The 12374-nt window shown below is 45.6% G+C and carries 11 protein-coding genes and 1 pseudogene; 4 read left to right on the top strand and 8 right to left on the bottom strand.

Annotated features, from left to right (window positions below):
* The 4 genes from V7D75_RS01275 to V7D75_RS01260 form a co-directional block, all read right to left on the bottom strand.
* Positions 1-855 (bottom strand): XdhC family protein (locus tag V7D75_RS01275; RefSeq protein ID WP_333613083.1); only part of this gene is annotated, 855 nt, incomplete at its 3' end.
* A gap of 153 nt (positions 856-1008) precedes the next feature.
* On the bottom strand, positions 1009-3429 hold the full coding sequence (locus V7D75_RS01270) for a xanthine dehydrogenase family protein molybdopterin-binding subunit (protein ID WP_333613082.1): 2421 nt from the start codon (positions 3427-3429) through the stop codon (positions 1009-1011).
* Positions 3430-3431: 2 nt separating this feature from the next.
* Positions 3432-4424, bottom strand: a complete 993-nt coding sequence (locus V7D75_RS01265) for an FAD binding domain-containing protein (protein WP_198328770.1) — start codon at positions 4422-4424, stop codon at positions 3432-3434.
* Positions 4421-5095 (bottom strand): 2Fe-2S iron-sulfur cluster-binding protein, encoded by a 675-nt coding sequence (locus V7D75_RS01260; RefSeq protein ID WP_333613081.1) that lies wholly within the window; start codon positions 5093-5095, stop codon positions 4421-4423. Before V7D75_RS01260 ends, V7D75_RS01265 begins: the two co-directional genes overlap by 4 nt.
* 341 nt (positions 5096-5436) lie before the next feature.
* Between V7D75_RS01260 and V7D75_RS01255 the strand changes: the two genes are divergently transcribed.
* Complete coding sequence (locus V7D75_RS01255) at positions 5437-6111, top strand: DsbA family oxidoreductase (RefSeq protein WP_333613080.1); 675 nt, start codon at positions 5437-5439, stop codon at positions 6109-6111.
* 29 nt (positions 6112-6140) lie between these two features.
* Positions 6141-6389, top strand: coding sequence for a DUF2164 domain-containing protein (locus V7D75_RS01250; RefSeq protein ID WP_333613079.1), 249 nt, complete (start codon positions 6141-6143; stop codon positions 6387-6389).
* Positions 6390-6470: 81 nt separating this feature from the next.
* On the opposite strand, the gene V7D75_RS01245 is transcribed toward V7D75_RS01250, so the two are convergent.
* Positions 6471-7595 (bottom strand): S-(hydroxymethyl)glutathione dehydrogenase/class III alcohol dehydrogenase, encoded by a 1125-nt coding sequence (locus V7D75_RS01245; RefSeq protein WP_333613078.1) that lies wholly within the window; start codon positions 7593-7595, stop codon positions 6471-6473.
* A 210-nt stretch (positions 7596-7805) separates the two neighbouring features.
* Here V7D75_RS01245 and V7D75_RS01240 point away from each other — a divergent pair, with 210 nt between their 5' ends.
* Positions 7806-8699 carry a LysR family transcriptional regulator gene (locus tag V7D75_RS01240; protein ID WP_333613077.1) on the top strand — a complete coding sequence of 298 codons (894 nt, stop codon included), beginning with the start codon at positions 7806-7808 and terminating at the stop codon, positions 8697-8699.
* Between the two features lie 132 nt (positions 8700-8831).
* Positions 8832-9350 carry a DUF302 domain-containing protein gene (locus V7D75_RS01235; RefSeq protein ID WP_333613076.1) on the top strand — a complete coding sequence of 173 codons (519 nt, stop codon included), beginning with the start codon at positions 8832-8834 and terminating at the stop codon, positions 9348-9350.
* Between the two features lie 84 nt (positions 9351-9434).
* Here V7D75_RS01235 and V7D75_RS01230 read toward each other — a convergent pair whose 3' ends face one another.
* The 3 genes and pseudogenes from V7D75_RS01230 to V7D75_RS01220 form a co-directional block, all read right to left on the bottom strand.
* Entirely contained in the window at positions 9435-9722 is a 288-nt protein-coding gene (locus V7D75_RS01230) for a DUF4031 domain-containing protein (protein ID WP_333613075.1), read from the bottom strand.
* A 67-nt stretch (positions 9723-9789) separates the two neighbouring features.
* Complete coding sequence (locus V7D75_RS01225; RefSeq protein ID WP_333613074.1) at positions 9790-12030, bottom strand: transglutaminase family protein; 2241 nt, start codon at positions 12028-12030, stop codon at positions 9790-9792.
* Positions 12027-12374: pseudogene (locus V7D75_RS01220) on the bottom strand (DUF58 domain-containing protein); the annotation flags it as partial. The gene V7D75_RS01225 and the pseudogene V7D75_RS01220, both read right to left, overlap by 4 nt.

Raw genomic sequence — 12374 nt, 5'->3', positions numbered from 1 at the left:
CACGATATCCGCTTCGGGAAAACGCAGTCGCGTGGCATACTGGACGCGGCTATCGATAACGCTGACATGCCAATCTTGTAATTTTGCCATGGTCACAAGCGGCATCACATCATTCCCTGCCCCGCAAACAAGCAAACGGTGCTGTGGTTGTAGACGCTGGATAAGCCATTCTGTGGTTATTTCGCCGTTTTTTAAGGCAACGTATTCGGTGTTTTTGTTAGAAACTTCATGCGTTGACAGAGTTTTAACTAACCCTTCAATCTCATGAGTAAAAATATTCGATTGTTCAATGAATGCTTGATTACCCATACGAGCGCCGCTGACAAAAGTTATCTTTTCGTTGGCAATATAGTCTTTCAAATCTAGCCGAAGCCCAATGGGTAAATGGTATTGGTCATTTGCGCGAATTAACGTCGCTATCGTTGTAGGATTTTGGCGACGACGAACATGACGAATAACTTCTAAAAACGGCCTTGCGGCTGTCAAACGCTCAAATAGTACATGAACCTTACCATTACAGCCCAAACCAAAATTTAGCTCATTTTCTAAATCGCCATTTCCATTGCCATTAATTTCACTATCATCATCTGCCTCGTCACTTTCATCACTACCCGTTTGATAAACCTGCACGTTTGCGCCATAACGCGTCAACCAAAAAGCACGTTTGATGATATGTGGTTCTAGGCAACCACCGCTAATCATCCCAACTGAGCGTCCATCAGCACAGATAAGCATCATTGCGCCAGGCCGACGATAGGCCGAGCCTTCGGTACGTACTACCGTTGCTAACACCGCATCGATATTTTGCTGCTGCGCCTCGCCTGCTAGTTTCAGAATATCAGCGACCTGATTCATAATGCCTCTTATCTCTATTTATTTTTATTTTAGTTTCAGTTTTAATGATTAAAATTGCATTTCGCCTTATAAAAACCCGCTAGTGATAACCGCTAGCGGGTTTTTATATCAAGCATCAGTTAGCCATTCTTTAATATCGATTATCAACAATAGTTATTCTGGCAACTCATAAAGCAGCTTATCAAGCGTGATTGGGAAATCGTAAACGCGCACACCGACCGCATTATAAATAGCATTGGCAATAGCCGCTGCTGCCCCAGAAATCGCGGTTTCGCCAATCCCTTTGATATGCATAGGATTGGTATAAGGGTCGTCTTCTTCGACCAATATTACCTCCAGTTGCGGCACATCGGCATTGACCGGCACATGGTATTCAGCAAGATCATGATTGCATAGGCGACCATCGCGCTTATCATGGATGATCTCCTCCATGAGCGCCGAGCCAATACCGAAAACCATACCGCCGTAGCACTGTGAAGTGGCGGTTTTATGGTTAAGAATACGTCCAGCAGCAAAGGCGCCCGTCATGCGCTTAAGACGAATCTCGCCAGTGACTCTATGGACAGCGACTTCTGCGAAATTGACACCAAACGACGCTTGACGATGGCTTTTGGCATTTTTACCCGGTTTAATTTGACCTTTAGCGCTCATTTTTTGCTCATTACATGCAGCAATAATATCTGCCAGTGCATAAGACTGAAAATTGCTAAAATCGTACTTTTCTGTAGCCGATTCAGGTAATGATAAACCCGTTTTTTCAGTGACTGTATCTTTTAAATCTAGCGCTTTTTCTTTAAGCGTTTCTACCGCCGCTTCTGTCATGCTAGGGTCGTGCTCGCCTGCTTGTTTGATCTGACCTTTATCAAGCTGAATGGTATCTGGATATAGCCCGACTTTTTCTGCCAACATATCGCGTAGCTGCTCACAGGCAAGATAGATACCGCTCCCTGCACTTGCGGCGCCCACACTACCACCCGAACCTGAAGCCGGTGGCAGCTCACTATCACCCAGCTTCATCTCGATATGGTCTATTGGTAAGCCTAGTAAATCAGCGGCGACCTGAGAAAACACCGTATAAGAGCCTGTGCCGATATCGGTCATATCGGTTTCGATAATGGCTTTAACGCCAAGGGTTTTTGAGTCGTCAATTTGCAGTGTCGCCCGCGCTTCTGACGGTTTTAATTGGTTACCACGAGCGGATGCCGCCATTCCCGTACCAATCCACCAATCACCTTCTAACTGACTGGCAGGCTTGGGATTACGCTGCTCCCAACCGAACTGCGCCGCCCCTTGCTCCATACAAGCAAGTAGCTGCCGCGTCGAAAACGGAATGTCTTGGCTTGGGTCTTGCTCAGGCTCGTTACGGCGGCGCAGCTCAAGCGGATCGATATTCAATTGCGTGGCCAATTCATCCATCGCACATTCAACCGCAATCATACCGACCGCTTCACCGGGTGCGCGCATAGAGCCAGAAAGCACGTAATTCATATCTACTTGTTTATAATTCACGCGGCGATTTTCACCGCGGTATAAATATTTAGTCGATAATGCTGTCGGCTCAAAAAATGCCTCACCCGGTAAATTACTGCCAACGGTATCGTGAATAAAGGTATTGATGATGCCGTCTTTATCACAGCCAATGGCGATACGCTGGCGAGTGTTTGAGCGTCTAACGGTCGCTTCCATCACTTGCGGACGCGTCATACTGATCAGCACCGGACGACCAAGCTCTTTTGCCGCAATCGCTGCTGCAATCGACTCAGGCGCGATACCCAATTTACTACCGAAACCGCCACCAACAAAATAAGAAATTAGTTGGACCTGATCTTTTTTTAGATCTAAAGCATCCATCACTTGCTGTTTGCAAGGTGCAATCATTTGGTTTGAGGTATACATGATGAGCTTATCGTCTTCCCAATAAGCCAGCGTCGCATGCGGCTCCATCGGCGAGTTGCTTTGACTTGGCGTATGGTAAAAGCGATCGAGAGTAATTTCCGCTTGCGCCAAGCCTTTTTCAGGGTCGCCTGTAACAGAATTTTTATCTGGGCCCTTTTGCTCATTGACATCATGAGCACTTGGCAGCTCTTGGGTAAAGTTTAATGCCGCTTGTTCGGTCTCATTTTTATAAGTGACTTTAAGGGCATTAGCGCCTTCGGTCGCCGCTTCAAAAGTCTCAGCAACCACTACCGCTATCGGCTGCCCGTGATAATAAATCTCGCTAGCGCCTTGGGTTGGTGCTTCGGTCTCACCGCCTTGCTGTGAGTTTCGCAAAAAATGCTTAGGATCGGTCACCACTTTGATGATGCCAGGAATATCCTCTAAAGCACTGCTATCGATATTTTCCACTTGTCCTTTGGCTATTTTCGCGCCAACTAAAACGCCGTAAACTTGATTTTCTCGATAAAACTCTGCTGAGTAAGGTGCTTGTCCGCTGACCTTTAACGAACCATCAACACGGTTGATCGGTTTGCCGACCAAATTGCTTGCTGTTTTGTCAAAAAGCGAATCGACAGGCTCATTCATCATCATTTTTTTGGTAGGTTCTGATGGCAATACTGAGTCCAATAATGACATGATTATGCTCCCTCGCCCGCTAAGGCGCGCTGAATAACTTGTTTAAGTAGGCGACGCGTCAATGGTATTTTAAAATCGTTTTGACCGTGACCTTTGGCCTCTTTTAATAATAAGTCTGCGGCTTGTGCGATCGTAGCGTCATCACCCGCCGTGCCCGTTAATAATGCTTCAACGTCTTCATTACGCCACGGCATCACCCCAATACCACCAAACGCCAAACGTACAGTCGCCAAATTACCCGTATCATCGCTCTCGATGACAGACGCACAAGACACTAAGGCAAAGGCGTAAGAAGCACGGTCACGGACTTTGTCATAGGTATGCATGCCTTTGATAGGCGATGGTAAAACAACATGAGTGATAAGCTCGCCACTCTCCAAGACATTTTCGATATGCGGCGTGTCTTTTGGCAGACAATAAAAGTCTTTGACTGGAATAGAACGGGTCGAACCATCTGCTTTCACCGTTTCAATGACAGCGTCAAGCAACCGCATTGCCACCGCCATATCCGATGGGTGCTGAGCAATACAGGCATCACTTGTACCTAAAACAGCTAGGGTACGGTGCTCGCCATTAATCGCTGGACAGCCACTACCGGGTTCACGTTTATTGCACGGACTGTCGGTCTGATAAAAATAATAACAACGCGTGCGCTGTAAAAAATTACCGCCAGTGGTGGCTTTATTACGCAGTTGACCCGTCGCGCCAGCTAAAATAGCGCGCGATAATACCGGATAATTGGCAATGACCTCCGGATGCGCCGCCAAATCACTGTTGGTGACCAGCGTACCGATACGTAATCCGCCATCAGCAGTCGTTTCGATTTGCTCAAGCTCAAGACGGGTGATATCGACCAATTTGGTTGGTGTTTCAATCTCAAACTTCATTAAATCTAAGAGATTGGTACCACCGCCGATAAATGACGCATCTTTTGAGCTGGCAGCAGTCGCTGCTTGCTCAGGAGCTTCGGCACGGACATAGTCAAAGCGTTTCATAAGTGAGCTCCTAATTGGGCGTTATGGTTTTTATTTTGTGACGCCTCATTTTGCGAGGATTTACTAAGCTGCGTCTCACTAGGCGGCGGCGACCAAATACCGGTAACGCTTGCAGCATCTGAGCCTTTCTTAATATTATTTTCAGTAGCAGCTTTATTTTTTATCTCACTCTCCAAAACCTGCGAGATGGCATTAATAATGTTCGGATAAGCCGAACAGCGGCAAATATTACCACTCATGCGTTCGGCGATTTCTTGCACCAGCAAGCCATCAGGATTTTGCAAATCAGTGGTCACGTAGCTTGGCCAGTTTTGCTTAATCTCTTCAATCAAAGCCGTGGCTGAACAAATCTGCCCTGGCGTACAGTAACCACACTGAAACGCATCGTGGTCTTTAAACGCTTGCTGTAAGTCTGAGAGCGATTCAGGCATTCCAATGCCTTCAATCGTGGTAATCTCATCACCGTCGTGCATGACCGCAAGGGTCAAACAAGAATTAACCCGTCGCCCATTAATGAGCATAGTACAAGCGCCGCATTGACCGTGGTCGCAGCCCTTTTTGGGTCCGGTAATTTGTAGATGCTGGCGACAGACATCGAGCAATGTCGTGCGCGGATCAAGATTATCGAGCTGATAATCTTGCTTATTAATCGTTAACGTCAAGGTAGACATGCTGGCTTCTCGCTGGCAGTTATTCATAAAAGGGTAAGTGTGCACGCTCTTAAACAGCGTCAATCGTTTCATTATGGCGTATCAAAAACAGCGCTTTGTTTTTACTTTGTAGTCATTGCAGTGTAGTTTTTTTAAGCAAATAGCGATGACAAAACTTTTTTGTCAACTTTTAAACCTACGATAAATCTCCTTTACAACTGCGGTTGGCTGCTTAACCTCGTTAATAGAACCTGTAACTTAGCAACCATTGTAATCACGATTTCATTCTCTTAATATGGATTCAACTTTATAAAACCTTCTATAAATAAATCGAACATAATCAATAAAATAGGTATAAAAATATGGAAAACTCAAATCAACCGCTATCCAAAAAACCTCTACGCATCGATATTGTCTCAGACGTGGTTTGCCCGTGGTGTATTATCGGTTATCGTCAATTGGCTGAGGCGCTTAAGAAAACTGATACCGAGCATGAAATACACTGGCATCCATTTGAGCTAAATAGCAATATGCCAAGCGCAGGACAAAATTTGCGCGAGCATATTATGGAAAAGTATGGCTCGAGCAAGGAAGAATCAGACGCGAGCCGCCTTAGAATGACGCAAGCGGGCGATGAAGTTGGCTTTCAATTTAATTTCAACGATGACACGCGGATGCACAATACTTTTAATCTGCATCAGTTGTTGTATTGGGCTGGCCAGCAAGGACAAAAGCCGATGCATGACTTAAAGCAGGCGTTATTTGGCGCGCACTTTACCGACGGTCGCAATATCTCTGATAATACGGTGCTGGCTGATATCGCAGCGGAAGTTGGACTTAATCGTGAAGAGGCGCTGGCTGTGCTGGCGGATCAACGTTTTGCCAAAGAGGTACGCGCAGAAGAGCGCCACTGGCAGCAGCAAGGTATTCAAAGCGTGCCAGCGATGATTTTTAATGAGCGGCATTTGGTCAGCGGCGCGCAAGGCGTGGACAATTACGTCAACATTTTACAACAATTGGCTGCCATGCAAGAGTAAATACCCCTTTGCTAATAGGATTATGATTAATGAGTAAAGAAAAATTACTGACGCTGTCAGACGAAGCAGAAGAAATTGTCTTGGATAAGCTTAGAGAGTATATGAGCGAGGAATTCGATGTCGATATTGGCAACCTGCCAGCGAAGTTTTTATTAGACTTTATCATCGAAACCTTAGGACCACCTATCTACAATCAAGTGGTCGACGATATTGAACCTTGGTTATACGATAGATTTACAGGCGTTTTAGAAGACATGCACAGCTTTAAAAAAGATTAAAGACAAAAAAACGCCGCCCCATGATAGGAGCGGCATTTTTATTTAATAGCGTTAAAAAAGCTTAGCTATCTAAGCATCATTCTAGAAATGCACCACTGAGCGAATACTTTCACCTTTATGCATCAAGTCAAAAGCTTCGTTGATATCTTCTAACGGCATGGTATGAGTAATAAAGTCTTGTAACGGAATCTCTCCTGCTAGGTAGCGCTCAACATAGCCTGGCAACTCTGAGCGACCTTTGACACCGCCAAACGCTGAGCCTTTCCAAACACGACCTGTGACTAACTGGAATGGACGGGTTGAGATTTCTTGCCCTGCGCCCGCGACACCGATAATGACTGACTCGCCCCAACCTTTATGGCAGCACTCTAATGCTGAGCGCATGACATCGACATTACCGATACATTCAAACGAATAATCAACGCCGCCATCGGTCAGCTCAACGATGACATCTTGGATTGGCTTATCGTAGTCTTTTGGATTGATACAATCCGTCGCGCCCAATTTTTTGGCCAATTCAAACTTGCTTTCGTTAATATCAATGGCAATAATACGGCTGGCCTTGGCCATTTGTGCACCGATAACCGCTGATAAGCCAATGCCGCCTAAACCAAAGATAGCAACCGTTGCACCTTCTTCAACTTTTGCTGTATTCATGACGGCGCCCATACCAGTGGTCACGCCGCAACCGAGCAAGCAAACTTCTTCTAATGGTGCCTCGACGTTAACTTTTGCCAATGAAATCTCTGGCAACACCGTATATTCCGAAAAAGTTGAGCAGCCCATATAATGGTAAATTGGCTCACCGTCTTTGTAAAAACGCGTGGTACCGTCTGGCATTAAGCCTTTACCTTGAGTCTCACGTACCGCCGAGCATAGGTTGGTTTTACCTGAGCGGCACATTTTACAGACGCCGCACTCTGCGGTGTATAAAGGAATGACATGGTCGCCGACTTGCACGCTGGTCACACCTTCACCGATTTGCTCGACGATACCGCCGCCTTCGTGGCCTAAAATCGCAGGAAACACACCTTCTGGGTCTTCGCCAGATAGGGTAAAGGCATCGGTATGACAAACGCCACTGGCAACAATTTTTACCAATACTTCGCCTTTTTTGGGCAGCATCACATCCACTTCTTCAATAGACAATGGCTCATTTGGCCCCCATGCAATGGCGGCTTTGGATTTGATAAAATTCTCTGACATAATATTCTCTCTTTTTAATTCATTTTATCGTTTATTAACTGCAGACCAATTTAGCTTATAGCGCTTATATGATAGAGGCAAGCGCTAGTTATAGCAGTTTATATTTGAGCTGTTTGTAAAGGATTCATTTTATACTGTCCATTATAGTTGTTTCTGCTGTGATAACAATATGCTATATTTGCAATTATCTTTTACACAGTGGTAATAATCATGCGCTGGGATGGCATTAGCGAGTTCGTTTATGTGGCGGAGTACGAAAGCTTTACACGAGCAGCAAAAGAATTGGGTATTTCAACCGCGCAGGTCAGCCGGCAGATAAGCGCGTTAGAAAAACGCCTTACTATTAAATTGCTCTATCGTACGACGCGCAAGGTATCGCTTACTGAAGAAGGTCGGGTATTTTATCAGCATTGCCGCGGTGTGCTTGACGGCTTAGATGCGGCCGAACAAGCCGTAAGCAACTTACAAACCAAACCGCAAGGCAGAATTAAACTGACCGCGCCTGTCACCTATGGCGAGCAGCAGTTATTGCCCCTTGTCAATGATTTTATGGTGCAATACCACGATATCGAAGTGACGGCTTTTTTGAGCAATCAAAAAATTGACTTGATCGAGGGTGGTTATGATTTGGCGATTCGTATTGGCAAATTAAGCGACTCAACGATGATGGCAAAAAAACTCAGTCATCGTACTAATTTTGTCTGTGCCTCGCCCGCCTATTTAGAAAAGTACGGCGTACCATATTCTCTAGACGACTTAAGACACCATAATTGTTTGCTTGGTGCGCGGGATTATTGGCACTTTATAGAAGATAGCGGCAATGCAAGTAATGCTGATAAAGAAACAAATTTACGCGTCTCTGGCAGCGTACAATATAACAGCGGTCACAGCCTAGTCGATGCTGCGCTAAAAGGCTTGGGTATCGTGCAGCTACCTGATTATTATGTGCAAAAATATCTAGAATCCGGTGCACTGGTAAGCTTATTAGATGACTATAGAGAGCCTGAGGAAGGAATTTGGGCGATTTATCCGCACAATCGTCATTTATCGCCAAAAATCAGATTGCTGGTGGATTTTCTTGCACAGCATTTGGATCAAATATAAAACGTCTTCATTCCATTTTCTTAAAATAAATATTATTCAGCATGGTTAAAAAATATCTGTAGTATGAGAGGAACAGCATTTGACACAACCATCACTTACTGAATAAACAACCACCATAAAAAAGGACTTTTTATGCTTAAAATTATCTCTATTGCCGCTCTCGCTTTGGCTGTATCCTCTTGCGCCAGTGTTGAAAATATTTTAAACGCGCCAGACAAGGGGCAGTCGACGCTAAAAACGATGGCTGCTATCAATGCTGAGAAGGGTTTGGTGACGATGCAAAGTCATCATTCCGTGCAAGAGACCGCTGATAAACTGGCAGCGCTTATTGAAAGTAAAGGCATGAAAGTATTTGCGCGCGTCGATCATCAAAAAAATGCGCAAGGGGTCGATTTAACATTAAGACCGACGCAAGTGATTATGTTTGGCAATCCCAAAGCGGGTACGCCATTGATGAATTGCGAGCAAAGCGTCGCTATCGACTTACCACAAAAGATCCTCATCAGTGAAGGTGCGGATAAAAAAGTTTGGTTGTCGTATAACAATCCTGAATATCTCAAAGAGCGTCATAATATAAAAGGTTGTGATACCCAGTTAACGAATATCGCAAAAGCCCTTGATGGTGTTAGTAAAGCCGCTATTGCAAAGTAAGCTATAAATGAAACTCTAAACAAATAAAAAGGTGAGATGCAAAAGCATAACTCACCTTTTTTATGTTTTTAGAAAATTAACTTATTAACAACCCTCAGATTGTGCTATTTGAGCATTTAACTCTACTTTTAGCTTTTTTGCACACTCAATAATTTTCTTACGATCGGCGGCGATAGCGCCATATTCAAGCGCGGTTTTACGCATTTGTACGGTGACGTCATAATGCGGATAACTGGCGTTTTGATGAAATAAGCGCTTATCTACTTCAATCAATGCGGCAAAATCGTGCAACTCTTGCAAAGTATCAGCGAGCATATGGCACCACTTATAGCCTTTAAATTCTATTTGCATAAAATCTACGTAAATTGCCATATGCCTGCACTCCTCTATTTTTACTAAAAATTTATTACGCTCTAAACAGCACCTTCAAAAATAGCCATTAAAACAATTCACTTGTCTCTTTCTTGAGCTGTTTAAGCACCGTTTGATATTCGCTATCGCTGGTTGGAAGGGTGCTTAAACGGCCATAGCGTAGCTTGCGATAGTGTTGTTGAATCTGCTCAATTTTTGCTTGGACAACTTTTGAGTCACCACTAGCAGTTACCTTACTGGCATTACTATGCTTGCTACTATTTTGACCACTGTCATCATCGATTGCGCTTGCCAAACGCGCAAGCCAAGCCAATTGGCCTTCGCTATCATCACGAGCAAGCGACTTACCCGCTTTAGCGATGCGTTTTGAGAGTTGGGCGAGTGGCAGGTCTGCTGGATGCCAACGTTTGCGGCGACGCTGCCAGATAAAAAACACAAGAATCGCCATAACGCTAATGGCGCTCGCTGCCAACCAAGTGATTTGCTGCATGATTGAGCGAATATTAAACCATTTGAGTAGCGAATCCGCTTGCTTGTCCTGATCGTAACCAACGACGTCTTTTTGCCAATAATAGCTTGCTTGGTCTGACAGACGGCGTAAGGTTTGTAGCATTTGATACTGCTGATAGCTGATTTGTGCCCCAGCACCATCGCCGAACATTGCCGCTCCTCGCGCCTGTGTCAGCGCATCCATGCCTTGCTCGACGCGCTCAGGGGCGACAAAAGCTGTCGGATCGACACGTACCCAGCCTTGACCCTCAAGCCAGACTTCTGTCCAAGCGTGCGCATCCATTTGCCGTACTTCCCAAACGTTACCGTTACGGCTAGGCTCACCGCCTTGATAGCCTGCCACTACTCGCGCAGGAATACCAGCAGCGCGCAGCATAAAGGTAAAGCTAGAAGAATAATGCTCACAAAACCCTGCTTTGGTGTCAAATAAAAACTCGTCAATACGGTTGGTATTTAGACGTGGCGGTGATAGCGTATAACGAAAGTTCGTTTGATTTATCCAGCGCTCGATTGCCTGCATATAACGCACAGGATCCGAGTCAGACTGGGCAAATAACTGCTTTGCCAGTGCGCGTGCTTGCGGATTACCGCTACTTGGCAGTGCAAGATTGAGACGGCGCGACTCATCAGACAGTACAGGGTCGATACGCATCGGCGCAAACTGCAAGACATCGTAGCGCAGCTGCTGGGTAACCGGCTGATCTTTTCGTAAGGTAAAATTTGAGGTAATACTGATATCTTGCTGCTGAGCAAAAGGATAATCAAGGCCAAATAGCCAGTTTTTCTGCGTTGGCTCTAAGATAATTTGATAACGATTCGGGGCAATTTTTACCTCATCAGGAACGGTCGCTAAGGCATTCGCTATCCAATTTGGCATTTGCGGCGCGGGTTGCCATTCTCGTTGCTGCGAACTGGGACGCCATGTGACCCCGTCAAAATCACTAAAAACCAAACCACGCCAATAAAGCTGCTGCTGTGGCGGGCGCTTATCTGCAAACTCTACCCGAAAAGCCAGCTCAGTCGACTGGCCCAAATTGACAAAGTCGCCGGGCGACATACTGTCGGAGACGCCCGTAGACGCTTGCTGACCTGAGAGCTGTACTGACCATAGTGGCGGCAAGCGCGGAAAGAATAAAAACAACACAACCAACAGTGGCAATGCGCCAATACCCAGCACACCCAAAGTACGCAAACGTCCATCACCGCGAGTATTGCCATCATCGTTAAGCGCTATAAACGCCAATAATACAATGACCGCACCGATGATTACCTCTACTGTCGTCACGATACCTTGATCCATCAAAAACAGTGAAGCAAGGACAAACAAAGATAAATTGAGCACCACATAGGCGTCACGGCGCTTGTACAACTCCCACAGCTTACTGATAAGGCACAGCACTAAAAACGCCACGCCCATATCCAGTCCAAATGCCGTGTTATAGGTCAGCCATAAACCTACTAGCCCCAGTAAGAAGCCAAGCATTTGCATGCTTTGATAGACACGTTTTAGATGCGTCAGTTTTTTAAACTTAGCTTTAATACGTGGTAGTTGGGCAATGATACTGACCAGCGCAAAACCTATGAGCCATAACGGCAAGTGCGCTGCATGCGGTAAAATAACGATAACTTGCGCAATCAATACCCAATAATAGGCTGGCAAGGCAAGTAGCTTGCGAGTCCATTTATGATGGCTGCTCACGCCATTAGGGGCACTGATATTTTGCCCCAATGCCAATTGCGCAAAGTTCGCAGGGTTTATCTGTGTCTCATTTGCAAGGTGGTGTTTGAAGTTGTTCATGGTGCTTTTGCCAACCTTAACAAGCAGGCTTGTGCAAACGCCTCACCTTCGCCCATCGTTGCAGTAGCATGCTTATCAATGGACATATCATTGGGTAAGCGCATGTTAAATGGGACGCCAAGTTCACCCAATGTCAGCGCTCCGTACGCCATTTGCGCCAGTTTTTGTTCATGCTGCGCCGCTGGCATATCAGCATAGTTTAAGGTTTGCTCGTGACCGACAGGATCAGCAAAGTGCTTGGTAAACATACCTTGGCCGCGCGCTACGTGTCCCCATGAAACGCGGGCTAGCGACTCGCCTTCGATATAATTATCAAGCCTGTCAAAGTCGTCTTGACCTTGGCG

Origin of the sequence: Psychrobacter sp. (assembly GCF_036731945.1) — a bacterium.
Taxonomy (GTDB): domain Bacteria; phylum Pseudomonadota; class Gammaproteobacteria; order Pseudomonadales; family Moraxellaceae; genus Psychrobacter.
The sequence above is the reverse complement of the archived record's forward strand: the minus strand, read 5'-3'. Positions and strand labels throughout refer to the sequence as shown.

Bases quoted from the DNA above. Each gene is read 5' to 3' on its own strand.
- V7D75_RS01270 (WP_333613082.1), bottom strand. From the start codon at position 3,429: ATGTCATTATTGGACTCAGTATTGCCATCAGAACCTACCAAAAAAATG.
- V7D75_RS01265 (WP_198328770.1), bottom strand. From the start codon at position 4,424: ATGAAACGCTTTGACTATGTCCGTGCCGAAGCTCCTGAGCAAGCAGCG.
- V7D75_RS01260 (WP_333613081.1), bottom strand. From the start codon at position 5,095: ATGTCTACCTTGACGTTAACGATTAATAAGCAAGATTATCAGCTCGAT.
- V7D75_RS01255 (WP_333613080.1), top strand. From the start codon at position 5,437: ATGGAAAACTCAAATCAACCGCTATCCAAAAAACCTCTACGCATCGAT.
- V7D75_RS01250 (WP_333613079.1), top strand. From the start codon at position 6,141: ATGAGTAAAGAAAAATTACTGACGCTGTCAGACGAAGCAGAAGAAATT.
- V7D75_RS01245 (WP_333613078.1), bottom strand. From the start codon at position 7,595: ATGTCAGAGAATTTTATCAAATCCAAAGCCGCCATTGCATGGGGGCCA.
- V7D75_RS01240 (WP_333613077.1), top strand. From the start codon at position 7,806: ATGCGCTGGGATGGCATTAGCGAGTTCGTTTATGTGGCGGAGTACGAA.
- V7D75_RS01235 (WP_333613076.1), top strand. From the start codon at position 8,832: ATGCTTAAAATTATCTCTATTGCCGCTCTCGCTTTGGCTGTATCCTCT.
- V7D75_RS01230 (WP_333613075.1), bottom strand. From the start codon at position 9,722: ATGGCAATTTACGTAGATTTTATGCAAATAGAATTTAAAGGCTATAAG.
- V7D75_RS01225 (WP_333613074.1), bottom strand. From the start codon at position 12,030: ATGAACAACTTCAAACACCACCTTGCAAATGAGACACAGATAAACCCT.